Raw genomic sequence first — 24,269 nt, 5'->3', positions numbered from 1 at the left:
GATGAGCCGAAATCCGGTCAGATGTCGAACCCCCGCCTGGGCACCAGTTCCACCCGGCCGGTCATGCTGGACAACTCGCCCATGACGGTGATCACCTGCCGTTCCCGATGCGCGGTGATCGCACGGTCGTACGAGGCCTGGTCCGGGAGCCGCACCCAGACGGCGCGCCGGACCAGTTCGGCGTGCTCGGTGCGCAGCTCACCGCGGACCTTGATCCGCCACCGGTCGTTGCCGGAGGAGTCGTCGTGCAGCCCCTCGACCACACCGGAGACCGTGGCGGCACCGGTGGCGTTGAGGCCGCCAAGCCGCTGGGACGCGGCGCGCAGAAGTGATCCGGAGGTCTCCGGGAACGCGACGACGTGTGACGGCACATCGAGTGGCTGCGAGCGCGCCCACCGGAAGCCGATCTCGAAGGGCTCGCTCCGGTCGTGGCCGGAGAGCTCACTGAGCGCCTTGCACAGATCCGCGGAGACGCCGGCCGTGACGGTCTCGTCGAAGGCGGCGGGCGTGTCCGCCGCCACGGCTGCCTGGGCCGCGCTCACCGCCTCCAGCATCTGGACCAGCACGGCCCGACCGGTGACCTGCTCCCCGCTCGGGGTTCGGGCCGTCGCGTCCGCCGCCACCCGGATCTCGACGACGTAGCTCCCGGCGCGGGAGGGGCCGAGTTCGGCTGCGCGCAAGAGGTCGCCCACCACGCCCGGTTGCCGGCCGGCGAAGGCGAAGTGCGGACCCTGCACAACGGTGCGCGCCGCCGCCGTCAGGAGGTTGCGGACACCCAGTACCGTCTGCGTACCCAGAAGCAGCGAGGTGTAGCCGGGGTCGTGGCCGGTGGGAAACGTGCGGAAGGACTGCTTGTCCAGTTGCGGTCTGGCGATCTCCAGGGCGATGTCGCTCACCGACCGGTCCTCCAGCGCGCACAGACAGCGCAGGATCTCCCGTACTCGGCCGTCGTTGTCGCCCATGCCGTCGCGAGCGGGTACCAACACCTCGTAGTCGCCCGGGTGTTGCCAGACACTCGCTCCGCGCCAGCCTTGTGGATCCCGCTCCCAGCCCGTTTCCGCCAGATAGCTGGCGATGTCGTCGACCTTCAGCGGAATCGTCATCGGTTCCCCTACCAGTCGGACTGTGTCTCGGCGAGCCGGCGCAGTGAGGCGGCGGTGAGCACGTTCGCTGTCGGAACTCTGACCGGACGCTTTCGGTGACGGTCGGGGTCCTTGATCGGCTCCTCGCCGCGAAGCGAGACGAAGTAGCCGAGGTGACGGAGCATCACACCGTCGGTGCTCATGGCCGCGTAAGCCTGGTTGTCGGCGGGGACGCAGATGACGAACAGAAACCGGGGCACAGTGAAATCGGGACCGGCGAGCCTGTTGAACTGCCACTCGTTGAGCCCGCGGTAGTTCAGGTGGCCGGACGACACGGACGGCTTCGACCATGTCTTGATCTGAGCCTCGACAGTGGGTGACAGCGTCCGTCCGTAGCGGCCGGTGGCGCGGAACCCGAGGTCGACCCCGTCCGCGTCGAGATCGCCTTGCAGGACGATCAGGCCTGCCGCAGAGGCCAGCACACGGACGTAGTCTTCGCCGAACTTGCCCTGATGCTGCTTCGCATCGAGCACGAAAGCCCCCCAATGCCCCCCTACCGTGGCACACAGTAGTCGGAATCTTACGGCACGCGCTCACGACTGTCAGGGCCCCATAATGGACCTTCCGACAGGCCTGCGAAACGATGACCGACAGGCAGCTGTTCATCCCCGCCTGGACGCGTTGGAGGTCAAGTCCCCCCAGCGGCCGCCCACTTGGATGCCGCCCAGCACGACGTCCTGGCGTTCACAGCGTTCCTGCGCGAGACCTGGCGGCAGATCTGGTCCAACAACCCGCAGGAACGACTCAACAAGAGGATCCGCCGTCGCACCGACGTGGTCGGCATCTTCCCCGACCGCACCGCCCTGGTCCGCCTCGTCGGCGCGGTCCTGGCCGAGCAGAACGGCGAATGGACCGAAGCCCGCCGCTACATGGGACTCGGCCTCCTCGCCAAGGGCCACCTCCACCCGGTCGAGTCACAAACCGACGGGACCATCGTCCCGACCCAACTCACCGCCTAGCCTCAGAACGAGATCACCGAGTGGCCGTCAATACACCATCTCAGCGGACGTGACCGAAGCAAGCGGCGGACAAAACGGTCACATCGTATCGGGACCTGGGAGCGTCTGAGTAACTGAACCACTCGGGGGCCACTGAGGGCTGCCCCGTCGCACCTCGGAAATCGTGTAGGGATCTCCGACTCGGGGAAGACACCGGCCAACGGAGACAACGCGTAGGGGGATGCACATGCCAGGGGCGACGCCAACGACGTCACCGGCATGCCGAACCCGGTGACCAACCACCCCACCTGGCTGAGTCGAGCGACCTCCCGACAGCACAGGCATGACCACCGCTCGGCCAGCGCCAGGCTCCTCGGCACGCCCCTGGCTGGTTCGTCGCGAACCTCGCCCTCGCGCCTCCGAAAGGCCCTCACCCCGTGCTGCCCGACCTCTCAGCGGTCCCATCCTGGGCCGCCGCCTGCCTCGTCGCCCTGACCACCGTCACCACCGCGCTCGTCACACTGGCGCGCACTCTCGTCCGCGCCCTGCCCCAGACCGCCCCGGCGCGGTTGGAGTGGTGGCGTGAGTTACTCCGCTACCGCCTCACGGTTCGCGAGCTCAAGGACGCCCGCCGGGCGAACCGCCGCCGCACCCACAGCCCTCTTATGTCCAGCGGCGATACGGATGTTGTCCGTACGGGGGACGGCCGGCGCGAGAGTGCCGATCCGTGAAGGAAGCGGCGGCCAGCCTGAGTTGGCGGCTGGGGGTGTCCGCTCGGCGGTCGCCCTGGTCGTCGCTCCCGTATCCGTTCGGCGGACACGGGAGGCTGGACAGGTCAACCCATGCCGCCTACCCGGGTCGGGTCATCAACCCCAGCAGCGTCAACCGACGAACCGCACCCGCGGTGCCTCCGGCACGTCCACCTCGTACGGGACCGTCCATGGCTCGAAACCTTCTCGACGGCAGGTGAGGACCAGACGCATCGGCAGGTTGAGCCACTTGTCCCGCCACCGTTCCTCCCGGTCGTTGCCGTCCCACCAGAGGGGTGAGCGCGTGCGCTCCAGCGCGAACGGCCGCCCCCTGCCTACGGTGAGAGCGAACGGGACGACCGTATGCCCGTTCCGATCCGCGCCGTCGGAGCCGGGCACGAACCGCAGCGGCCCCCACACCTGGGCAGCCACCTGCTCCTCAGTCGGTCCCCCAGCGAGCCGGGGCGTGTAATCCATGTCGTCGCTCTGCGCGACCTCGACTCGGATCTCGTCGAGATGGCACAGCGGAAGCGGGCCGACGAGCCGGACGCCAAGCGTCGCTCGGTCGCCCTCACCCATCTCGATCCGCACGCTGAACTGCGGCAGCAGATCGGCGTGCCAACGGTCCCCGCTCGATGCGTGCGACCGCGTCCGCGGTGGCGTTCGCACGGCGCGCCGCCAGCCACGCGCCCCCGGTCGCGACCGCGCTGAAGACGGCCGTCGACCCGGCGATGATGGAGGCCCAGGGTGTTCCCATGAGGCGGGAGCGTAGCGGGAGTTGGACGAACTGTTGCCGTGACTCCGGCAAGCACTTCGTCTGACGAGCCCAGGAATGCTTCGCAGTGCGCGGCGATCGCCTACTCGCCGGTGGTGCCGTCGATGGCCTCACGGAGGAGATCCGCGTGGCCGCCGTGGCGGGCGTACTCCTCAATCACATGCTCAAGGACGAACCGCGCGTCGGTGTCACCGAATTCCGGGTTCGGCACGATGCGCGCGAGGTCGACGGTCACCCTCGCGAACACCTGCCGCGACTCCTCGCACGCCTTCAAGTAGTCCGCGTAGACGTCCCTGGCCGGCGTGGCGTCCGACTCGTCGTACCACTCCCCGCCGTCAGCGGTGGCATAGGTCCGATACGGGAAGAAGTCAGGCGCCGTGCCGGCCAACGTCCGCTGGAACCAGGCCCGTTCGACCCCCTGCAGATGGCGCATCAGCCCCAGCAGGGTCAACGCCGAGGATCCCACGGGGCGTAGCCGCAGCCGTGCATCCGAGAGACCCTCGCACTTCCACAGGAAGGTCGCTCGGTGGTAGTCGAGATTCGAGGCGATCACCTACTCCAACCCTTTCCAGTGGACACAACTCGCAACAGATTAACGAGGGGATGAAGTCGCGACCTCTCGTGCACTTCACCAGCGGGCCATTCCAGATTCGAGAGGGTCCTGGTCAGCCCGCAGACCGAGCGCGGCCGGGCCGACACCGAGTAGCGGGGACCTCAGTCGCCAGGGGTGGCCGGCCCGGTGTCGGTGTCGGTGTCGGTGTCGGTGTCGGTGTCGAGTGCATCGAGCACCGCGTCGCCGTTCGCCCTCGCCCACTCGGTGAGTGCGTGGATCGGGTCGATCAACGTCGCCCCGAGCGGGGTGAGTTCGTACTCGACGCGGGGCGGCGCCTCGGCGTAGGCGTAACGGTGGACGAGTCCGTGGGCCTCCAGGCGGCGGAGGGTCTGGGTGAGCATCTTGCGGGAGATGCCGCCGATCAGCTCGACCAACTCGCCATGGCGCACGGGGCCCTTGCTGAGGCCGGCGAGCACGACCACCGTCCACTTGTCGGCGATCAGCTCGACCGTCAGCCGCGCCGGGCAGTCCGCGAGAAACGGATCGCCGGGACCGAAACCGCTCATGGTGCCACGGTACCCGCCGAGGCACCTGCCGGTTCCCTTCGGAGACCTAGCGTGGGTTCTCTCCTCCTTCCACCCCCCTTTCCCCTTTCGCAAAGCCAGGAGAGTCATGAGAGTCATCACCCAGCAGACGCTCGGCGGTCCCGAGGTGCTCAGCGTCGTGGAGGTGCCCGAGCCCCGGCCCCTGCCGACCGAGGTTCTCGTCCGCGTCAGGGCGATCGGGCTGAACCCGCTGGAGGCGCGGCTGCGCGCCGGCGAGTTCCCGCTGATCGGCCGGCCGCCGTTCGTCCTCGGCTGGGACATCAGCGGCGTGGTCGAACAGGCGCCGCAGACATGGCGGTTCAGGCCCGGCGACGAGGTGTTCGGGATGCCGCTGTTCCCTCGGGCGGCGAACGCGTACGCCGAGGCCGTGGCGGCACCGGCGCTGCACCTGACCCGCAAGCCGGCGTCCCTCTCGCACGTCGAGGCGTCGGCGCTGCCGGTCGTCGGGCTGACGGCGTGGCAGGGCCTCGTCGACCTCGGCGGCGTGAGCGAGGGCGACCGCGTCCTGGTCCACGGCGGTGGCGGCGGGGTCGGCCATGTCGCGATCCAGATCGCGAAAGCGCGCGGTGCGTACGTCATCGCGACCGCCGGCGCGAGCAAGCGGGCGTTCGTCGAGGGGTTCGGCGCCGACGAGGTGATCGACTACGCGGCGGTCGACTTCACCGACGCCGTCCGCGACATCGACGTCGTGCTCGACACGATCGGCGGCGACACCGCCGAGCGGTCGCTCGAAGTGCTGCGCACGGGTGGTCACTTGGTGACGGCGGTCGCCGAGGAGGACACGAAGCTGATCGCCAGGTACGAGGCAGCCGGTATGCGTTTCAGCGGCATCGCGGTCGACCCCGATCCGGTCGCCCTGCGGGGACTCGTCGAACTCGTCGAACGGGGGATGCTCCGGGTCCACGTACAGGAGACGTTCCCGTTCGAGCGCGTCGCCGACGCACACCGGCTGCTCGACGCCGGTCACCTCCAGGGCAAGCTCGTCCTCACCGTGTGATCGCGTCGGGAGGTCGACCTTCGGGGACCGGGCCGAGCACTCCCACCCTCCCGTTCCAGGAGATCGCCGACTACGGCGACGATCCCGAGACCAGGCTTCGTCACTCTCCGGATCTCTCGGCGGCCGAGAACACGCGGAAGCGCAGCTTCTCGGGTCGATGCCACGCCGTGAGGCCACGGGGCAGTCGACCCGGCAGCGCACGGCGGAGGATGTGCGCCCCTCCCGTACTCCAACACTCCCTTACCGGGCGGACAAAGCGCTGATACTACGGACTCCTGCACGAGGGGGGACGAAAGTGACACGTACCGACACAGGCTCCGACGACGGCACCACGGGCAACGAACCGCAGGGCGAGGACGACAAGGGCAACAACAGGACCAGGATCGCGATCGCGTCCATCGGCGCGCTGGCGGCCGTCGCGGCGGCGGCCGCCGGAGCCATGTTCGCTCATGACGGTGGCAGCGAGGGAACATCGACCAACTCCTCGGTCTCCACGCCCGCCTCGACCGCGGCCGAAGACCCCTGCGATCTGAAACGGCTCGCCGACTCCTGGAATCAGCCGCCGTCCCAGCGCTACAACGAGACGCTCTTCGCGAACCACGACGCGCCCAGCGTCTACACCCAGGTGGCCGGCCCGGCGAGGAGCCCCGAGATCAGCGTCAAAGGGCAGATGAGCCTCAACATCCCGGCAGGCCAGGTCCTTTACCTCGTCACCCGGCCCGACCCGGATTCGAAGGACGAGTTCGGGCACCCGGGCAGCGGCCGCTACTACCCGGGCACGCCCGTCAGCCCCACGTCCAGTGGCTGCTGGGAGGACGACAACCACTCGGTCGGCTACATCGGCGTCGAGGGGATCAGCGAGACCTACCTGCTCGTCCTCGTCGGCTCCGACCAGGCCGCGAAGTTCCCGGCCGACCGCAAGGCCAAGGACTGGGACGGATACAGCGCGGACGACTGGCGGGCGCTCACCAAGATCGACGTCATGAACTTCCATGTCCCCACGACCTAGGCCCTGTCCGGCGGACCCTGTCGCAGACGCGTGGCCTGTCACGCACATCTGCGGCGTTGTCGTCAGTCACCGTCTCTTTCCTGCGACCTGATCCGCCGGACAGGCCCTGGTCCCGGAGTGGAGTCGCCGCCCCTTCCGTGAGGTCAACGCGCCTTGCGGAAGGTCTCGCGGACGTCGCCGACGTAGGCGTCGGGGTTTTCGTAGTGGCCGAAGTGGCCGCCCTTGTGGTGGGCGTTGACGTTGACCACGTTGAACATGGCGCGGGTGGGGCCGTTCTCGAAGGCGGCGATGCGTTCTTCGACGGTGGTGACGCCGGGCGGGTGGACGTCGCCGAGGAGGAAGGTGAAGCCGGCCGGGGGGTTCGACCACGGGCCGGCGGTCGTGCAGCGGTGTCCAGGGGTGGCGAATCGTGTTGCGGTACATGCGGATCGAGGTACCGATGGACTGGGTGACCCAGAAGACGGTGGCCTGGGGCCATGAGACGACGGAGATCCTCGATGACACCGAGACGCTCGACAGCGTCCATGGGTGGTCACTTCCCTTTGGTTTCACGGGAGTTGGGTGGGGTGCCGGGTGACGCCCCTGGCGAATGCGCGCCCGTAAGCACGGGGCCGAAGGCAGGGCCGCCCGTGTGGTTACGGGAGCAGGAGTGTGCGGGGCGAGTTTCGACGCGTCCCGCTGCGCGAAGAGGGCGCGGAACTCGGCGATCACCTTGCCGTCGTCGGTCGTCATGGCCGGATCTCCTTGATGTGCGACCGCATGCGGCCGGCGACACGGCGAGGGCCGAGGACAGAAAGCCGAAGACCGACGGCCGCCGAGGGCGCAGCTCTGCATGGACCGGATAGTCCAACAGTGCGCGCACAAAAAAGGACTTTCGAGTCCAGCCTTAGTCAGGAAGTCGGCGCCGCGGGCCTCATCGGCTCGATCGCGGCCGCGAGGGCGGCCTCCAGATAGTCGATGCGGTCCGTCATCCGCAGGAGCACCACACCCCCCTGAACGGCCGCCAGAACACTCCTCGCGCAGCCGACCGCCATCCCGCGGTCGGGAAGCAGCGACCCCGTGCCGCGCAGCAGAGCCGCTTCCCACATGGCGAACAGATCCGAGACCACGGTTCGCGCCTCGGAGGAGGATTTGCCGAGCTCGAAGGTGAGGCTCCCCAGCGGGCAGCGCCGGCCCAACTCGCCGTAGTGGCGCAGTACCGCCCCGCACCACGCCTGCCAGGACTCCCAGGTCGTCAGGTCGTCCAGATAGGGCCGCTGCGCCTCCAGCACCTGGTCGGCCTCGTGCCGGGCCACGGCCACGAGCATGTCGATCCGGCCGTCCGGGAAGTAGTGGAAGAGCTGGCTCTTGCTCGTCGACGTCGCCGCCCGCACGTCGTCCAGGGTCGTCTCCCCCGCACCCTTCTCCCGGATCAGCAGAGCGGCCGCAACCACGATGCGGTGCCGTGTGGCCATGCCCTTGGCGGTCATACCTCGGTTCATGCACCCATCATCCCACCTGGCCGACACATTCTGAACTTTATGGTCCACTCCTCACCGATCTTACTGGACTTGCAAGTCCAGTCTTTGCGTCCTACGGTGACATCCGCGCCCTGACTGTCAGGGCAGCCCCCGTCCCGCCGAAGGCAACCTGCGGCTACGGCCGTGCGGGTTCATCGCGGAGCCCCAGGCACCGAACACCAAGCACCGAACAACGGAGTGGATCATGTCCATGCGCCTTGAAGGCAGGACCGCCCTGGTCACAGGGTCGACCAGCAACATCGGGCGGGCGATCACGGAGGCCTTCGCTCGCGAGGGGGCGTATGTCGCCGTCTCCGGGCGCAGTGCCGAGCGCGGCCAGGAGGTCGTCGCCGGGATCCGCGCACGCGGCGGCCGTGCCGAGTTCGTGCGGGCCGACCTGGACGGCAGCGCCGCCGCCTCACGGACGCTGGCCCAGGAGGCGACGCGGGTCCTCGGCGGCCGTATCGACGTCCTGGTCAACAACGCCGGCATCTTTCCCCAGACCAGCACGGCGTCCACCGACGAGAAGACTTTCGACCAGGTCTACGCCGTGAACGTGAAGGCCCCCTTCTTCCTGACCGCGGCCGTCGCCCCGGCCATGGTGGAGGCCGGCGGCGGCGTGATCATCAACCTCGGTTCCTGGATCGCGCGGCTGGGCATCCCCAGCGCCCTCTACAGCTCCACCAAGGGAGCCGTGGAGACGCTGACCCGGGCCTGGGCCGCGGAGTTCGGGCCGCAGGGCGTACGCGTGAACGCGATCTCCCCGGGCGTGGTGCTGACGCCGGTGCCAGGCGAGAGCCACCCGGCCGAGATCATGATGAAGGGCACCCCCGCAGGCCGGATGGGCACCCCGGACGAGGTCGCGAAGGCCGCGGTGTACCTGGCCGGCGACGACTCCTCGTTCGTGCACGGCATCGTGCTCGACGTCGACGGCGGCCGCACCACCGCGGCGGTCATCGCCAACTGACGCCCCCCCAAGCCCGACTTACCGTCCGGACATCAGGGCCCCGGGTCGCACCCGGCAACTACTGAGGTTGAACTCGTGGTGTCGTAGGGGCCCTAGGGGCGTAGGGGCCGTAGGGGCTGGTGGCTGACCGTCCGACCCGCCTGATCAGCGACACGACACCACGAGCTCAACCTCACGCAGAAGGGTTCGAGAGGAGGCCGATGGAGAAGCAGCCGGCCGAAGTCCGTGCTGCCCGACGGGTCCTTCAGGCCGCCATCAGCGCCGCCAGGGCTCGGTCCATCGCGGCGTTGAACTCTTCCGGCGTCAGCGGCAGACGGGACTTGATGTCCCGGCTCCACTGGTCGGCGAGGACCTCGGCGGAGCCCGTCTCGACACCGTCGAGTGCCGCGTCGGCCAGGTCCGACGGAGCGAGCTTGGCCACGGGCCAACCCGCGGCCATGTCGGTGTCGGCCAGGCCGAGGTGTACCGCTGTGACGAGCGTGCCCTGCTCGGCGAGCTCAAGGCGGACGCCGTTGGTCATGGCCCAGGCGGCGGCCTTGGTCAGGTGGTAGGCATTGGCGCCGCTGCCCCCGAACCACGACATGGCGGAGAGGACGTTGACGATCGCGCCCCCGCCGTTCCTGGCGAGTGCCGGCGCGAACTCCCGGATCATTCCCAGGTGGCCGAACATGTTGGTATCCAGCTCGCGCCGCAGCGCATCCAGCGAACCGGTCACCAGGTCGGTTCCCGTGTTGATGCCCGCGTTGTTGACGAGGAGCGAGACGTCCGGGGCGGCCTCGGCAACGGCCCTCACCGATGCGGGATCGGTGATGTCGAGGGGCAGCACCTCGACCCCGGGCAGATCCACGGTCTCCGGTCGGCGGGCCGTCGCGTAGACCTTGCGGGCGCCCCGTTCGAGCAGGCGCTGGGAGAAGGCGCGGCCCAGGCCGCGGTTGGCTCCGGTGACAAGGGCGACGGAGTTGTTGATGTCCATGGCCAGTACGCTAAAACCTGACGCTAACGTCAGAGGCAAGCGCCGATCGTCAGGGCCAGGGATGAGAGGAACCACCATGACTGTCACAGAGGCCGCGACCGAGCGGCTGATCCGCATCGGCGAGGTGGCACGAGGCGCCGGCGTCTCAGTGCGCGCCGTGCGCTACTACGAGCAGCAGGGGCTGCTCGTCGCGGAACGCAGCCCGTCCGGCCAGCGCCTGTACCGGCAGGACGCCGTCCCCCTGGTCCTCTTCGTCCAGCAGATGTACGCCGCCGGCCTCACCAGCAAGAGGATCACCGAACTCCTGCCGTGCTTCGACTCCGGGCACACCGACGCCCAGCAACGAGCCATGCTGCGAGCCGAGCGCGAGCGCATCCAGGCCAAGGTCGACGACCTGCAGGCCGCCCTGGACCACCTCGACCAGGTCATCGCGATCACGGACACACACCCGTAGGCACGCTCCGCCAGACGCGGTCGCGCTGTACCCGTCGCCGCCCGGGGCAACGATCAGGTCGGTTGCCGCCGACCCGGGAACCAGGAACTGCTGACGTTCGACGGTCAGCCGTCCAGCCATCCGCCCCTACGACACCCCGAGTTCAACCCCAGTGACCCGGCACCGAGTGCGCCTCCACGCGCCGCCTCCTTCCCCGCAGCCCCGAACACCCCCAGGGAGAGCACGAGTTCAGCTGCCGTCATCGGCGACGCCGCCCACGCCCCTCGCCCACCTCCCGACAGGGCGCCTCCCTGTCCGGCGAGGACGCCTTCACCGCGTTCGACACACTGCGCCGCCCCCGCGTCAACAGCGGTCGAGGGCGTCGGAACAGCCCGGAACCGAGCGCACGCCTACGGCACCCCCGCCTCGAACAGCACATACCCGGCGTACGACCCCGACGCGATAGCCGCGATCCCCAACAGCAGGCACAGCATGGGCAGTTGGAGGGTGCGGAGTTTGACGGCCAACGGGATGAAGAGGGGGAAGCACGGGAGGAGATAGCGGGAGACGTTGCCGAAGATCTGCTGGCTGCCCAGGACCAGGGCGAGGGTGAGCAGGGTGTACACGGTCAGGACGGCCGGTGGGCGCAGGCGGATCAGGAGCGGGATCAGGAATGCGGCCAGCAGGACGGTGAGCGCGGCGATGGTGTCTTCGAAGGGGAACGCGAACAGGTAGTCGAAGCGGCCGACCGCCATGGAGCTGAAGACGTCGGCGGTCTGCTTGCCGTAGTCGAAGGTGTGTCCCCAGGCGCCCTTCTGGAGCGCGAAGTAGCCGGCCAGGTTGCCCATGCGGTTGCCGACCCAGAGGAGGTAGCCGGTCAGGCCGAGCGGCGCGATCGCCATCGCGGTCCATGGGCCCGCGAGGTTCTCCTGGCGGCGGTGGAGTGTCTGGAGCGCGGCGACGATCAGGGCGGCGATGAGGGCTACGGCCGTCGGGCGGTTGAGGCCGGCCGCGAAGGTGAGCACGCCCGCGGTGAGCCAGCGGTCGGTCATGACGGCGTGGCAGGCCCAGACGGCGAGGGCGATGTAGAGGGACTCCGAGTACGCCGACCACTCCATGCCGGACCCGGGCCAGACCGCCCACAGCCCGGCGGCGGCCAGTCCCGCCCGCCGCCCGCCGAACCGGGCCGTGACGGCGTAGATGCCGAGCGCCGCCGCGAACGACGCGACGACCGAGACCAGCATTCCGGAGCCGTACAGACCCAGGCCCGTGACGTCGGAGACGAGTCGCATCGTCGCCGGGTAGAGCGGGAAGAAGGCCGCCGAGTTGCCTTCGAGGGTGATCAGGCCGGTGGCGCCGGGGACTTGGACCAGCGCGGGGTGGTAACCGTGCGCGGCTATCTGCTGGTACCACCAGCCGTCCCAGGTCGCGAGTACGTCCCAGGCGTGGGCGCCGCCGCCGAAGCGCGGGTTCCTCGTCCGGAAGCCGCCGTCGGAGTCCAGCAGGTACATGAACACGGAGAAACCGATGAGCTTCAGCACGCCGTACAGCGCGAGCACCGGGCCGTAGTGGCGGACCGCGCCGCGCAGAAACCCACCAACATCCCGGTGGGGCAGGCCCGTTGCGGTCTCGGCGACGGGCGGGTTCAACGTCGTCGTGTCGCTCATATCGCCGTCTCCTCCGCCCCGCCGCGGCGCCCGGCCGGGAACACCCAGGCCCGGAAGAGCAGGAACCGTACGAGAGTCGCGGCCAGGTTGGCGGCGACCAGGACCCCGACCTCCGTGGTGCGCGCGGGTGTTGGGGTCGTGCGGTGCAGAACGGCCAGGGACCCGCTGGTGAGGGCGAGGCCGACCGTGAAGACCAGGAGGCCCTGGGCCTGGTGGCGCAGGGCGCCGACCCGGCCGCGCAGTCCGAAGGTCAGGCGGCGGTTCGCGGCGGTGTTGGCGAGGGCGCAGAGCAGCAACGCCAGCGCGTTGGCGGCCTGTCCGCCCGTCGCCGGGCGCAACGCGACGTACAGGAGGACGTATCCGACCGAACTCACCGCTCCTACGGCGGCGAAGCGCAGGAGTTGGGCGGCCAGGCCGGCCGAGTGCGAGCCGTCGGCGGCGGCCCGGCGCAGGCCCGCCGTCGGGAGCGTGCCGCGTGCCAACTCCCGTCCTATGCGGGCGATTCCGCGCAGGTCGGCCAGTGCCGTGGCGAGGATGTCGACCCGGCTGTCGGGGTCGTCCACCCAGTCGACCGGCACTTCGTGGATACGCAGTCCAGCCCGCTCGGCGATCACCAGCAACTCGGTGTCGAAGAACCACCCCGAGTCCTTCACCAGGGGCAGCAGCCGCTCGGCGACATCACGTCGTACCGCCTTGAAACCGCACTGCGCGTCGGAGAAGCCGACGGCGAGGGTGGACCTCAACAGGGCGTTGTAGCAGCGGGAGATGGCCTCCCGCTTGGGGCCGCGCACCACCCGGGAGCCACGGGCCAGCCGGGTGCCGATCGCGATGTCGGAGTGACCGGAGATCAGCGGGGCGACCAGCGGGAGGAGCGCTGCGAGGTCGGTCGACAGGTCGACGTCGACGTAGGCGAGGACGGGTGCCCGTGACGCCGACCAGGCCGTGTGCAGGGCCCGGCCCCGGCCCTTCTCGGCCAGCCGTAGCCACTCCAACTCAGGTAGCTCGGAGGCCAGTTGGGCCGCTATGCGCGGGGTCTCGTCCGTGCTGGCGTTGTCCGCGACCGTGATGCGGAACGGGTAGGGGAACGTCTCCGACAGATGCGCGTGCAGCCGCCGTACGCTCGGTTCGAGGTCCTTCTCCTCGTTGAACACGGGGACGACCACGTCGAGGACCGGTTCGCGGTGGTGTGCCGACACCGGTGTGCGGAGCGGTAGTTGGCCCATCCGACTCATCAACTTTGTCACGTTCCGTCCAGGTATGGTCGCTGTCGCAGGGCATGCCGGTATCGCCTGTCGGCAGTACTGCGGTCAGGGCTTACGGGTGGGGGTGGTCGGCCGGCCGGGTTATCCGATGCCCGTCGCGCCCATGGACGCGGAGGTCTCCGTCGCCGGTGGTGTCGTTGTCGTACTCGCCGAACTCGTCGAAGTGCCGTGCGCCGTGGACGAGTTGGCCGTCCCCGTGCTCGAAGGCGGCGGGGCCGTGTCGGTCGAGGGCGGGCCCGAGGACGAGGTCGCCGAACTCCCCGTCGGGGTCATGGATGGCGAGGTGGGTGCCTCGGTGGTGCGGGTGGGTGTGGGGCTGGTGGTCCCGCTCGGGGTCGTGTCCGGTGTCAGGGTCGGGGTGGGGCCCGGGAGCGTGGGGCTCAGGGCGGGTCGGGGCAGGGGCGCCTGCGGCCTGTTGTCCACCTGGTCGTGGGGCAGCAGGAAGAAGCCGAGGCCGATTCCGGCGACGGCCAGGGCGGAGCCGACCGCCTTCTGGGCCACGCGGACCCGGCGCCTGGCCCGGACGCCGGAGCGGAGCCGGGTCCGGTGCCTGGGTTCGAAAGACGCAGGTTCCTGGGTGTCGCGCATCATCCGCGCGAGCTCCCGCTCGAAACGGTCGTAGCGCTCGTGGTCGTCGTGGCGGTCGCGGTGATCGTGGTGGTCCATCATCTCCCCCTCCTCATCCCACCGGTTCGATGACATCGCCGAGGATCCGGCGCAGCCGCGCCACGCCCCGTGACGCATGGGACCGGGCGGTGCCGACCGGACACCCCAGCACTTCGGCGACCTGCCTGTCCGGCAGGTCCTGGTAGTAGCGCAGGACCACGGCGGCCCGTTGCGCGGGCGGCAGTTGGGCCAGCGCCGCCTCCAGCCGGGAGCGCTCCGCCACCACGGCGGACACGTCCCCGGTCTCGGCGCGGTCGGGCAGCTGCTCGACCGGGCGCTCACCCCACCAGCGCCGCCGCGCCGAACGGGCCGCCGCCCGCGCCAAAATCTTGCGGACGTACGGCTCCGGTGCCTCCTCCGCGATTCTCGGCCAGGCGAACCAGAGCTTGACCATGGCCTCCTGGAGCAGGTCCTCGGCGCGGTGCCGATCGCCTCCCACGAGCAGACAGGCCAGATGGAACAACGCCGACCAGCGCGCTGCCACGAACCCGTCGAACCCGTCGGCCCGACTCTGTTCCATCCGTACCGTCCACCGTCCCCGTTTCGGGCAAGCCCCTTACACAGAGAGAAAGGCCGTGGACCCCGTACCGCGCTGCACTTCGGTGCTGTGATCCGGGTTACATCGTTCCGGGGTGCGGGTGGTCAAGAGTGCGTCATGTGCGTTCCCCGCTGAGAGGGGCGGGGTCGGCGGACGTATGGGGAGGGCGAGCAGGCAGTACGCACGATCCCCGACGAAGGGCACCTCCTTGATCCCGCGACGCATTGTCCTGAGCCTCGTCGCAGGCCTCGCCTCCACGCTGCTGCTGGGCGCGTGCGGTTCCTCGAACAGCGCCGGTTCCGACAGCGCGGCCACGGCGGCCCCGGCCGCGTCGGCTCCCACGGCCACGGCGACGGCCGCCTCGACACCGGCCGCCGGCGCCACGACCACGGCGTACACCGTGACGGCCAAGGCGGTCGACGGTGTGGGCACCGTGGTCACCGACCCGAACGGAATGACCCTCTACCGCTACGACAAGGACGAGTCGAACCCGTCCAAGTGGACCTGCAAGGGCGCGTGCGTCAAGACGTGGATACCGGTGATCGTGCCGGAATCCGTGCAGACCTCGGGGGTCGACAAGAGCCTCCTCGGCACGGTCCACCGCGACGGTCAGCCACAACTCACCCTCGGTGGCTGGCCGTTGTACCGGTACGTCGGCGACACGGCGGCCGGACAGGCGAACGGCCAGGGCAAGGACGGCGAGTGGTTCGCCGTCGCCCCGTCCGGACAGAAGTCCGCGGCGACGGGCTGACGCTCGGTCCCTGCGGGTGACCTCAGTCCTTGTACTCGGGGGCGATCCGCTCCACGAGCCGCAGCAGCGCCGCCCACGCGAACTCGTACGCCTTGTCGTCCTGGAGGTCCGAACTGTCGTCCTCGCCGGTGAGTTGACGGGCAGTCAGTTCACAGACCTCGGGGCCGGGGACGACCAGCGGGGTGCCCGCCGCCGTGGCCGCGGTCTGGATCTCGCAGGCCTTGTCCAGGTAGTACATGCGCAGAAACGCCTGCGCGGGGGTCTCCCCTACGGTGAGCAGACCGTGGTTGCGCAGGATCATCGCGGGGTGGCGGCCCAAGTCGGCGACCAGGCGCCGCTGTTCGGCGAGGTTGAGGGCGACGCCCTCGTAGTCGTGGTAGCCGAGCCTGCCGTAGAACTCCATGGAGATCTGGTTGAGCGGGAGCAGGCCGTGTTCCTGGGCGGCGACCGCGCAGCCCGCCCTGGTGTGGGTGTGCAGGACGCAGTGGGCGTCGGGGCGGGCGGCGTGGACGGCGCTGTGGATGACGAACCCGGCCGGGTTGACCGGGTGTTGGGATTCCCCGACGGCGCGGCCGGACAGGTCGATCCTGACGAGGTTCGACGCCGTGATCTCCTCGAAGAGCAGGCCGTACGGGTTGATCAGGAAGTGGTGTTCGGGGCCCGGAAGGCGAACCGAGATGTGCGTGAAGATCAGGTCGGTCATCCGGAAGTGCGCCACGAGCCGGTAGACCGCGGCGAGTTCGCGGCGCAGCCGGAGTTCTTCCGTGGGGACAGTGGTGGCGTACATGGGGACCTTTCGATGAGATACGGCACGTGCGGGTGCGGGTGGGTGCGGATCGGTGCTACCGGAACAGCGGGTCAGGCCACGCTCAACTCCGGTGCGGCGGCGGCCTGTTCGCCTGCCAGGCGGCGGTGCCAGGCCTCGACCACAGCTTCCTCCGTCGGCTTGGTGAGGAGGCTGACGGCGACGTAGGCGACCAGGCCGGCCAACAGCCCGTAGTAGATGGGCTCGTTGGCGAGGAGGCCGTCGGTCACCATGAGGACGATGACCGTGGTGCCGCCCGCGACCATCGAGGCCATGGCGCCCGGGAGGTTGCCCCGCTTCCAGACGAGGCCGCCGAGAATGGGCACCAACAGGCCGCCGACGAGCAGGTTGTAGGCGACGGTGAGGGCTTCGATGACATCGCCGAGGGCGCAGGCGATGCCCATGGCGGCGACGCCGAGGACGACGATCGCGAGCCGGTTCGAGCCGATCTCGTCGTCCTGCGGACCCATTGCCGTACGGCGGCGCAGGCGGGCCCAGATGTCGTTGTTGGCGACCGTCGCCGAGGCGATCAGGGCGCCGCTCGCGGTCGACATCATCGCGGAGAGCGCGGCGGCCAGGACCAGGCCCCGGACGCCGGTGGGCAGGGCGTGCCGGACGATCGTCGCGAACGCGTCGTCGGCGCTGGCGAGTTGGGGGTACAGGGACTTGGTGGCCATGCCGATGACGGCGCCTGCCAGGGCGTAGACCAGGCAGTAGACGCCGGCGACCGTGCCGCCCCAGGACGCGACTTTGTCGGAGCGGGCGGTGAACACCCGCTGCCATATGTCCTGTCCGATGAGCATGCCGAAGGTGTAGATCAGCACGAAGGTGACGATGGTCTGGCCACCGATGGAGGTCGGGGAGAGGTAGCCGTCCGGCAGTCTGTCCGCCATCTCGGCGAAGCCACCCGCCCGGACCACGGCGATCGGCAGCAGCAGGACGAGCACGCCGAGGCTCTTGACCACGAACTGCACCATGTCGGTGAGGGTGATGGACCACATGCCGCCGAGCGCCGAGTAGCCGACGACGATCGTGCCGCCGATGACGATCGCGACCCAGCGCGGGACGTCGAACAGGACGTCGAAGACACTGGCGTACGCGATCGTCGAGGTCACCACCAGCATCAGCGTGTAGATCCACATCACCACGCCGGAGATCACGGCGGCGGTGTCGCCGTAGCGCAGGGAGAGCATCTCGGCGACGGTGTAGACCTTGAGGCGGGCGATGCGGGCGGAGAAGAAGACCGACAGGGCCAGCAGTCCGAGGCCGATCGCGAAGACCATGGCGGCGCCCGAGATGCCGTAGGTGTAGCCCAGGCGTACGCCGCCGATGGTGGAGGCGCCGCCGAGGACGACGGCGGCCATCGTGCCGGTGTACATGAGGGGGCCGAGGCGGCGGCCGGCGACCAGGAAGTCGCTCTTGGAGGCGGCGCGTCTCTTGCCCCACCAGCCGACGCCGATGATGCCCAGCAGGTATGCGGCCATGACGAAGTAGTCGACGGTCATCCGGGACCTCCGGGGGAAGGGGTGGTGCCTTGGGGAGTGGGATGACGTTATAGGCGTTCGCGCTGGCGTCGAAGTGGCGGTTCTGTCCAATATGGAGTCGCCCATTGGATGATTCCGGCAGGCCGTACGACGGCGCCGGGTCGGGAGGACGTCCCCTCATGACCGAGTCCGAGCAACCGTCCGAGCAGCCGTCCGTGCCGCTGAGCGTGCTGCTCGCCGATCCCGCCCTCGGGCTGCGCCGGATCGCCGGTCCGGCCGGGGATCAGCTGGTCAGCACGGTCGGCACGACGGAGATCGAGGACCCGTCGCCGTACCTGGTGGGCGGCGAGCTGCTCCTCACGGCCGGAGTGCGGCTGCCGGCCGACGCGGCGGGCGTCGACACGTACGTACGGCGGGTCGTCGCGGCCGGGGTGAGCGCGCTCGGGTTCGGGGTCGCACCCGTGCACGACGAGGTCCCGCCCGAGCTGGTCGCCGCGTGCGACCGCCACGGACTTCCTCTGCTACGGCTGCCGCCGGCGACCCCGTTCGTGGCGGTCGGGCAGGCCACCTACGCGGCGATCGCCGAGGTCCGCAACCGTGAGCTGCGCGAGATCTCCCGGGCCCAGTCGGCACTGGCCGCGGCCGCCGCCCGCCCGGACGCGCTGCGGGCGGTGCTCACCCAGCTCAGCGGGCACACCGGCGCCTGGGCGGTCCTGCACGACGCCCGGGGCCACGAGCTGTTCAGCGCCGGTCCCCGGCCCGCGCCGCCGACACCGGGACGGGTACGCGACCTCGCCGTGCGCACGATCGCCCGGGTCCGAACGGGCGCCGCCGGACGGCCCGTTCCGACCGCGGCGGCCGATCACCAGGGCGGCACCCATCTGACCGTGCACACCCTGCCCGGCGCGGACGGCACCGCGACGGCCCTCGCCCTCGGCCAGGCCGCCACCACTCCCCCGACCCTGGTGCAGCGCCAAGTCACCAGTACGGCAGCCGTGTTGCTGGCCCTGCTCACCAGTCCACGGCACGCCCTGGGCACGGACACGCACAGTGCGGGGGCGCTGGTACGGCTGATGCTGGGGGCGGCTCCGGCGGAGGTCGCGGGCGATCTCACGCCTGCGGGGACTTCGGAGGCGGGGCACTGGGTCGTGGTCCACGGCCGGCACTCGTCCCCGCGCTCCACTCAGGACGACGGTCCGGCCCAACTCGCCACGCTGGGAACGGCGTTGGGCACGCCTTACCTGTACATCGACGGCTCCGAGCTGAAGGCCCTGGTCGCCAGTGCACCGGACGCGCGTCCCGAAGTACCCGCGCAGGCGGCCGACTTGGGCTGGGTGCTCGGGTTCAGCACACCCGCGCCCGCCTCGGAACTGGCACACGCCGATGTCCAGGCCGGGCGGGCCCTGCAACGCGCGATCGCGGCGCAGGTGCCCGCCGTCGTCCACACCAGGGACCCGCTCACCGTCCACGGGATCGTCCCGTCCGCCGACGCCCGGGAGTTGGCCCGCATCAGGTTCGCCCCGCTCGACGGTGCCGCGTCTCCGGGTGCCGCGATCCTCCTCGACACCCTGCGAACGTGGCTGACCCTGCACGGCAGTTGGGACCGTACGGCGGCGGCCCTGCACGTCCACCGGAACACCGTGCGGCACCGTCTGGCACGGATCGCCGAACTGCTCGATGTGGACCTGCAGGACCCCGGCGTGCGGATGGAACTCTGGTTCGCCCTGCACTGGTTGCCGGACGGGGACCAGTCTTGAGGCAGGCCTAGCGGTGGCCGTCCGAGCGCTTGCGGTGGAGGGTGAAGTTCTCGAACACCGACAGGTCGCCGTTCGGCTTGTTCACGTTGTAGTAGGTGACGTGCATGCGGGTGGTGTCGCCGGGGTGGCTGCCCGGGTCGACGGTGAACGCGGCGAAGCCGTAGGGGTGTTCGGTGTCCCGGACGCCGATCCAGACCGCCTCCTCCTTGGTGTAGGTGGAGGTGCGCTTGCCGTTGGAGCCGGGGGTCGCCGAGACGGACGTGATGACCTTGCCGGTGCCGTCCTTGAAGAAGCTCTGGTTCGTGGTGCCCGAGACTCCGCCGCCGCCGAGGATCATGTGCACGGTGCCGAGGCCGGTGTCGATGTTGTCGGTGGCCGTGGAGACCGGGTTGGGGGTCAGCGTCTCGGTGCCGCTGACGACTCCGCGAACCGCCAGCGAGCGCTCGTAGTTGTGCTCGTGGCCGCAGAGGACCAGGTCGACGCCGTAGCGGTCGAAGAGGGGGCCGTACTTCTGGCGCAGGCCGAGGTCGGCGCCGTTGGCGTCCGTGGAGCTGACCATGACCTGGTGCATGGCGACGACGATCCAGTCGGTGTCGCGCGAGGCCCGGGCCGCCTTCAACTCCTTCTCCAGGAAGGAGAGTTGGCGTCCGCCGGAGTAGCCGTTGATGTAGACGTCGCCGCCGTCCTGGAGGCAGTTGTCGTCGTTCTGCAGCACGATGACCCGCACCGAGCCGGCCGTGAACGCGTAGTACAGGCCCGCGAGTTCGGCGTCGGTCTCGGTGGACGGGAGGGAGAAGTAGGCCTGGTAGGCGCCGAGTCCGATCGGGCCGTTGGCCTTCTCGATCTCGTGGTTGCCGGCCGCCGGCATCCAGGGGCGGAAGCGGGCCGAACGGGTGTTGTTGGTGAAGAAGTTGTTCCAGGTGCGCACCCGGTCGACATCGAGGTTGGCGTAGCAGAGGTCGCCGTTGAGGAGGTGGAAGAGCGGGGCGACCTGCTCGATGCCGGTGACGATGTCCTTCGTCGCGGGGGTGGAGTTCGCGTCGAGCCCGACCGTGCCGTTGGCCGCCCAGGTGACCTGCGGGGCGGACTGGTCGCCGAAGCTGGTGAAGGTGAGCGGCTTGCGTCCGCGCGGAGCGGTGCGGAACGTGCCGCTGTCGGGCGTCGCCCCGTCGTGGGTGGCGAGGTAGAGGTAGTCGGTGTCCGGGGAGAGCTTGTTCAGCGCGGCGTGGTGGACGTAGACGGTGCGGCTGGAGGTGCCGTCGACGTAGGTGACGGTGCGGGCCTTGGCGCTGGAGCCGAAGCCGTGCTCCAGCGTGCCGTAGCGCACGACGGGTCTGTTCACCGGTTTGTCGGTGATCCAGGAGACGTTCATCTGGGTGCGCGGGTCCGCGCCGAAGGTGAGGTGCAGGCCCTGGACCGGAGTCGCGCCGGAGGAGTCCGCAGTGAGGTGAAGGGCCGGGGCGGCGAGCGGTGCGGCCTGCGCCGTGCCTGCTCCCAGCAAGGGGGTGACGGCCGCGCCGGCGCCGGCCGTACCGAGGATTCCCAGCGCGTGACGGCGGCTGAACCCCTCGGACGACTGCGTCGGTTCGTCCGGTGTCTCGGTCTGTGTGGTCATGGTGCCCTCCCTGGCGAGCAGTTGAGCTGACAACGTCCGCACATTGGCGCTTCCCGGCGGCTCCCGAGTGAACAGTGCGTTGCCAGACGGTCATTGCGGCACGGGGCGTCGGCGCCGGGACGGATTCTTGCCCCGCGCTTTGCCAGGGACCGCCCCTTCGTTGACACGGACGGTCGGCCGAACGGAGGTCGGGGAGCCATTTCCGGCCACCGCCCTCGCCGCGTCACGAGCGCGTCAAGAATCGGCCCTCCGGCGTCAGACGGGCGCCAACAGGGCGATACGTCCGCTCTGTTCGGCCCTTCGATGGGACACGCAGACGTCTGTGTACGCCGAGGAGTGAGCGACGATGAGCAGTGACGGACGGGCACGTGCCGTGGTCGGAGTGAGCGGTTCGCCGGGCAGCCTGGCGGCGCTACACCGGGCGGTGCGGGAGGCCCGCCGCACCGGCGCCGAGCTGCTGGCGGTCCTCGCCTGGGAGCCGCCCGGCGGTGAACTGGCCCACGGGCGCTCGATGTTGGCGGCCCCGGCATCCCACCTCCGACGCGACGCGGCCGACCGGCTCCTCGCCGTGCTCGACACGGCCTTCGGCGAGACGGGCCCCGGGGTCCCGTTCCAAGGTCTGGTCGTCCGGGGCACGGCGGGCCGCGCCCTGGTGGAGACCGCCGACCGTCCCGACGACCTCCTGGTCATCGGCGCGGGCCCGCGCGGACCGCTGCGCGCCCTGTTCCCGTCCGTCTCCCGCTACTGCGTCGCCCACGCCGCGTGCCCGGTCCTGACGGTGCCGCCGTCGCCCCTGGAGAACGAGTTGGCCGCCCTGCACCGCCGTATCTCACTGGGGCGGGCGGTGGACGCGCGGGAGCTGACGGAGGGCGGGGCCTGACCGGCCACCCGCCCACCCCCTGCACCCGACCGACCACCGGCACCCCAGACCCGACCCGCCACCCACACCCGGGGCCCAGGTCCGACCGACCACCCGCACCGCCAAACCCGACCGACCACCCGCACCCCAGGCCCAGCCAGCCACCCGTCACCCAGCCCGACCAATCCACCCGCACCCCCGAGCCCGACAGGCCACCCGCCACCCACCCCCGTCAGCACCGCGTTATGGCTGCGGCGCTCCCCGTCAAGCATCCGTCAGCGAGGCACCCGTACCCCCGCCCGGCGGGCATAGCTTCGAGGAAGCGCCAGGTCAGACCGACCGGGCCACGCACATCGCCCTGTACAAGGAGCCGCACGATGTCTCCAGTCGAACCCGCCGGGAAGACCCCCGCTGACCCCGCCGCCGCCGAGGACCCCGAACCCGCCGAACCCGTCCCGGCCGGGCTGCTGTTCGTCCCCGTCCGGTCGGGACCCGCGGGCTGCGCGGCCCGGTTCTTCCGCACTCCCCTCGGTGGCCGTACGGCGGTCGGTTTCACCTCGGCGGCGCGGCTCGCCGCCACCCTGGGCGCCGAGCAGGCCTGCATCCGGCTCTCCGAACCCGCGCTGCGCGCGCTCGCCGCGCCGCTCGGCGTCACCGCGCTCACCGTCGACCCGCAGTTCTCCGCCCCCGCCGCCGACCGTACGGCGGCCGCCGAGCGGGAGCGGGCCAACTCCTGGCGCCGCTGGCATCCCCAGCACGTCGGTGCCCTGCGCGTGACCGGCGCCGCGGCCGTCGTCGCGTGCCTGAACCTGCTGATCGGCTGAGGAGACCCGCCCATGTCCATCCTGGACGCCCCCGTTGTCCCGGTCGCCGACACCCACGATCTGTCCGTCTGGCCCGGCTCCACCCGTCCCTCCCCCACCGACGACCTCACCGTCGGCGGTGTCCCGCTCGCCGAGGCCGCCGACCGGTTCGGCACCCCCGTCTACGTCCTCGACGAGCAGGAGATCCGCGACCGCTGCCGTACGTACCGCACGGCGTTCCCGGACGCCGACGTCGTCTACGCGGCGAAGGCGTTCCTGTGCCGGGCGATGGCCCACTGGGTGCGGGAGGAGGGGCTCGGCCTCGACGTCTGCTCGGCCGGTGAGCTCGCGCTGGCCGTCACCACCGGCTTCCCGCCGGAGCGGATCGTGCTGCACGGCAACGCCAAGAGCCCGGAGGACCTGCGCACCGCGCTCCGCCTCGGGGTCGGCCGAATCGTCGTCGACAGCACCTCGGAGATCGCCCGGCTGGCCGCGATCACCCCCGCCGACAGCCGCCAGAAGGTCATGGTGCGGGTCGTACCCGGCATCGCGGCCGGCGCACACACGAAGATCCGCACCGGCACCGACGACCAGAAGTTCGGCCTCTCCATCACCGACGGCTCCGCGCAGCACGCCGTGACCCGCATCCTCGACCAGCCGCACCTCGAACTCGTGGGCCTGCACTGCCACATCGGCTCGCAGATCGCGACGACGAAGCCGTACGTGTCCGCGGTACGGCGCATGGTCGGGCTGTTGGCCCGCATCCGCGACCAACACGGCGTCACGCTCCCGCAGTTGGACATCGGCGGCGGCCACGCCATCGCCTACCGCCCCGGCGAGGAACGCCTCGACATCCCGGTCCTCGCGGGCCGCGTCCGCGCCGAGTTGGAGGACGGCTGCGCCCGCGCGGGCCTGCCCGTACCCCGGCTCACCCTCGAACCGGGCCGGGCGATCGTCGGCCCCGCCGGGGTCGCCGTGTACCGGGTCCTGGCCGTGAAGCGCACCGTCGACCGCACCTTCGTCGCGGTCGACGGCGGCATGAGCGACAACCCGAGGCCCGCGCTCTACGGCGTGCGCTACGCACCCCGGCTCATCGGCCGCCCGGCGACCGCGCCGCCCCGCCTGGTCACCGTCGTGGGCAGGCACTGCGAGGCGGGCGACATCCTCGCGGACGAGGTGGCGCTCCCGGGCGACGTACGCCCCGGGGACCTCCTCGCCGTACCGGCGGCCGGCGCGTACCACCTGTCCATGGCGTCCGGCTACAACCTCGTCGGCCGCCCGCCGGTCGTCGCGGTGGCCGACGGCATCGCGCGGGTGCTGGTCCGCCGCGAGTCGCTGGACGACATGAACCGCAGGGACATCGGGCTGTAGCCCCTGGCAGGGAGGGCAGCACAGGGCCGGGGATGTGGTCTAGACCGCGTG

The 24,269-nt window shown here is 70.4% G+C and carries 25 protein-coding genes and 1 pseudogene; 12 read left to right on the top strand and 14 right to left on the bottom strand.

The genetic code is table 11. The features are described 5' to 3' along the window. Positions 1-17: 17 nt before the first annotated feature. Both R2B38_RS33940 and R2B38_RS33935 read right to left on the bottom strand, forming a co-directional pair. Positions 18-1,103, bottom strand: a complete 1,086-nt coding sequence (locus R2B38_RS33940; protein ID WP_318019632.1) for a hypothetical protein — start codon at positions 1,101-1,103, stop codon at positions 18-20. An 8-nt stretch (positions 1,104-1,111) separates the two neighbouring features. Next, positions 1,112-1,615, bottom strand: coding sequence for a DUF4365 domain-containing protein (locus R2B38_RS33935; RefSeq protein WP_318019631.1), 504 nt, complete (start codon positions 1,613-1,615; stop codon positions 1,112-1,114). 147 nt (positions 1,616-1,762) lie between these two features. Between R2B38_RS33935 and R2B38_RS33930 the strand changes: the two are divergent. Both R2B38_RS33930 and R2B38_RS33925 read left to right on the top strand, forming a co-directional pair. Continuing rightward, positions 1,763-2,101: pseudogene (locus R2B38_RS33930) on the top strand (transposase); the annotation flags it as partial. A gap of 416 nt (positions 2,102-2,517) precedes the next feature. After that, the gene (locus R2B38_RS33925; protein WP_318019630.1) at positions 2,518-2,811 is read left to right on the top strand and encodes a hypothetical protein; all 294 of its coding nucleotides are present in this window, start codon (positions 2,518-2,520) and stop codon (positions 2,809-2,811) included. A 150-nt stretch (positions 2,812-2,961) separates the two neighbouring features. On the opposite strand, the gene R2B38_RS33920 is transcribed toward R2B38_RS33925, so the two are convergent. The 3 genes from R2B38_RS33920 to R2B38_RS33910 form a co-directional block, all read right to left on the bottom strand. Next, positions 2,962-3,498, bottom strand: a complete 537-nt coding sequence (locus tag R2B38_RS33920) for a hypothetical protein (protein WP_318019629.1) — start codon at positions 3,496-3,498, stop codon at positions 2,962-2,964. A 188-nt stretch (positions 3,499-3,686) separates the two neighbouring features. Next, positions 3,687-4,157, bottom strand: coding sequence for a DinB family protein (locus R2B38_RS33915; RefSeq protein WP_318019628.1), 471 nt, complete (start codon positions 4,155-4,157; stop codon positions 3,687-3,689). 161 nt (positions 4,158-4,318) lie between these two features. Continuing rightward, complete coding sequence (locus R2B38_RS33910; RefSeq protein ID WP_318019627.1) at positions 4,319-4,723, bottom strand: helix-turn-helix domain-containing protein; 405 nt, start codon at positions 4,721-4,723, stop codon at positions 4,319-4,321. Between the two features lie 106 nt (positions 4,724-4,829). Between R2B38_RS33910 and R2B38_RS33905 the strand changes: the two genes are divergently transcribed. From R2B38_RS33905 to R2B38_RS33895, 3 genes are all read left to right on the top strand, one after another. After that, complete coding sequence (locus R2B38_RS33905; protein ID WP_318019625.1) at positions 4,830-5,759, top strand: NADP-dependent oxidoreductase; 930 nt, start codon at positions 4,830-4,832, stop codon at positions 5,757-5,759. A 295-nt stretch (positions 5,760-6,054) separates the two neighbouring features. Beyond that, the gene (locus tag R2B38_RS33900; RefSeq protein ID WP_318019624.1) at positions 6,055-6,768 is read left to right on the top strand and encodes a hypothetical protein; all 714 of its coding nucleotides are present in this window, start codon (positions 6,055-6,057) and stop codon (positions 6,766-6,768) included. A gap of 421 nt (positions 6,769-7,189) precedes the next feature. Beyond that, positions 7,190-7,345, top strand: a complete 156-nt coding sequence (locus R2B38_RS33895) for a hypothetical protein (protein WP_318019623.1) — start codon at positions 7,190-7,192, stop codon at positions 7,343-7,345. A 313-nt stretch (positions 7,346-7,658) separates the two neighbouring features. Here R2B38_RS33895 and R2B38_RS33890 read toward each other — a convergent pair whose 3' ends face one another. Continuing rightward, on the bottom strand, positions 7,659-8,249 hold the full coding sequence (locus R2B38_RS33890; protein ID WP_318019622.1) for a TetR/AcrR family transcriptional regulator: 591 nt from the start codon (positions 8,247-8,249) through the stop codon (positions 7,659-7,661). 223 nt (positions 8,250-8,472) lie between these two features. Between R2B38_RS33890 and R2B38_RS33885 the strand changes: the two genes are divergently transcribed. After that, positions 8,473-9,234, top strand: coding sequence for a glucose 1-dehydrogenase (locus R2B38_RS33885; protein WP_318019621.1), 762 nt, complete (start codon positions 8,473-8,475; stop codon positions 9,232-9,234). Positions 9,235-9,478: 244 nt separating this feature from the next. On the opposite strand, the gene R2B38_RS33880 is transcribed toward R2B38_RS33885, so the two are convergent. Then, the gene (locus tag R2B38_RS33880; protein WP_318019620.1) at positions 9,479-10,207 is read right to left on the bottom strand and encodes an SDR family oxidoreductase; all 729 of its coding nucleotides are present in this window, start codon (positions 10,205-10,207) and stop codon (positions 9,479-9,481) included. A gap of 76 nt (positions 10,208-10,283) precedes the next feature. Here R2B38_RS33880 and R2B38_RS33875 point away from each other — a divergent pair, with 76 nt between their 5' ends. After that, positions 10,284-10,661 (top strand): MerR family transcriptional regulator, encoded by a 378-nt coding sequence (locus R2B38_RS33875; protein WP_318019619.1) that lies wholly within the window; start codon positions 10,284-10,286, stop codon positions 10,659-10,661. 389 nt (positions 10,662-11,050) lie between these two features. On the opposite strand, the gene R2B38_RS33870 is transcribed toward R2B38_RS33875, so the two are convergent. From R2B38_RS33870 to R2B38_RS33855, 4 genes are all read right to left on the bottom strand, one after another. Next, positions 11,051-12,307, bottom strand: coding sequence for a hypothetical protein (locus tag R2B38_RS33870; RefSeq protein WP_318019618.1), 1,257 nt, complete (start codon positions 12,305-12,307; stop codon positions 11,051-11,053). Further along, complete coding sequence (locus tag R2B38_RS33865; protein ID WP_318021863.1) at positions 12,304-13,530, bottom strand: glycosyltransferase; 1,227 nt, start codon at positions 13,528-13,530, stop codon at positions 12,304-12,306. Before R2B38_RS33865 ends, R2B38_RS33870 begins: the two co-directional genes overlap by 4 nt. Before the next feature lie 120 nt (positions 13,531-13,650). Further along, the gene (locus R2B38_RS33860) at positions 13,651-14,238 is read right to left on the bottom strand and encodes a hypothetical protein (protein WP_318019617.1); all 588 of its coding nucleotides are present in this window, start codon (positions 14,236-14,238) and stop codon (positions 13,651-13,653) included. A gap of 10 nt (positions 14,239-14,248) precedes the next feature. Continuing rightward, complete coding sequence (locus R2B38_RS33855) at positions 14,249-14,755, bottom strand: SigE family RNA polymerase sigma factor (protein ID WP_033279513.1); 507 nt, start codon at positions 14,753-14,755, stop codon at positions 14,249-14,251. A gap of 226 nt (positions 14,756-14,981) precedes the next feature. On the opposite strand from R2B38_RS33855, the gene R2B38_RS33850 reads away from it, so the two are divergent. Next, on the top strand, positions 14,982-15,524 hold the full coding sequence (locus tag R2B38_RS33850) for a hypothetical protein (RefSeq protein ID WP_318019616.1): 543 nt from the start codon (positions 14,982-14,984) through the stop codon (positions 15,522-15,524). Positions 15,525-15,546: 22 nt separating this feature from the next. On the opposite strand, the gene R2B38_RS33845 is transcribed toward R2B38_RS33850, so the two are convergent. Beyond that, positions 15,547-16,311 (bottom strand): class II aldolase/adducin family protein, encoded by a 765-nt coding sequence (locus R2B38_RS33845; protein WP_318019615.1) that lies wholly within the window; start codon positions 16,309-16,311, stop codon positions 15,547-15,549. A 71-nt stretch (positions 16,312-16,382) separates the two neighbouring features. After that, on the bottom strand, positions 16,383-17,834 hold the full coding sequence (locus R2B38_RS33840; RefSeq protein WP_318019614.1) for a sodium:solute symporter: 1,452 nt from the start codon (positions 17,832-17,834) through the stop codon (positions 16,383-16,385). A gap of 158 nt (positions 17,835-17,992) precedes the next feature. On the opposite strand from R2B38_RS33840, the gene R2B38_RS33835 reads away from it, so the two are divergent. Then, a complete protein-coding gene (locus R2B38_RS33835) occupies positions 17,993-19,570 on the top strand; it encodes a PucR family transcriptional regulator (protein WP_318019613.1) in 1,578 nt (525 codons plus the stop codon). 7 nt (positions 19,571-19,577) lie between these two features. Here the strand turns inward: R2B38_RS33835 and R2B38_RS33830 are convergent, their stop codons facing one another. Beyond that, positions 19,578-21,185, bottom strand: a complete 1,608-nt coding sequence (locus tag R2B38_RS33830; RefSeq protein ID WP_318019612.1) for a metallophosphoesterase family protein — start codon at positions 21,183-21,185, stop codon at positions 19,578-19,580. A gap of 346 nt (positions 21,186-21,531) precedes the next feature. Between R2B38_RS33830 and R2B38_RS33825 the strand changes: the two genes are divergently transcribed. The 3 genes from R2B38_RS33825 (at position 21,532) to lysA (ending at position 24,218) form a co-directional block, all read left to right on the top strand. Further along, complete coding sequence (locus tag R2B38_RS33825; protein WP_318019611.1) at positions 21,532-22,065, top strand: universal stress protein; 534 nt, start codon at positions 21,532-21,534, stop codon at positions 22,063-22,065. A gap of 356 nt (positions 22,066-22,421) precedes the next feature. Beyond that, complete coding sequence (locus tag R2B38_RS33820; protein ID WP_318019610.1) at positions 22,422-22,868, top strand: SAV_915 family protein; 447 nt, start codon at positions 22,422-22,424, stop codon at positions 22,866-22,868. Positions 22,869-22,880: 12 nt separating this feature from the next. Next, the gene (gene lysA / locus R2B38_RS33815; RefSeq protein ID WP_318019609.1) at positions 22,881-24,218 is read left to right on the top strand and encodes a diaminopimelate decarboxylase; all 1,338 of its coding nucleotides are present in this window, start codon (positions 22,881-22,883) and stop codon (positions 24,216-24,218) included. The last annotated feature ends 51 nt before the right edge of the window (positions 24,219-24,269 follow it).

Source organism: Streptomyces sp. N50, assembly GCF_033335955.1.
In the GTDB taxonomy this organism is placed as follows: Bacteria; Actinomycetota; Actinomycetes; order Streptomycetales; family Streptomycetaceae; genus Streptomyces.
The sequence above is the reverse complement of the archived record's forward strand: the minus strand, read 5'-3'. Positions and strand labels throughout refer to the sequence as shown.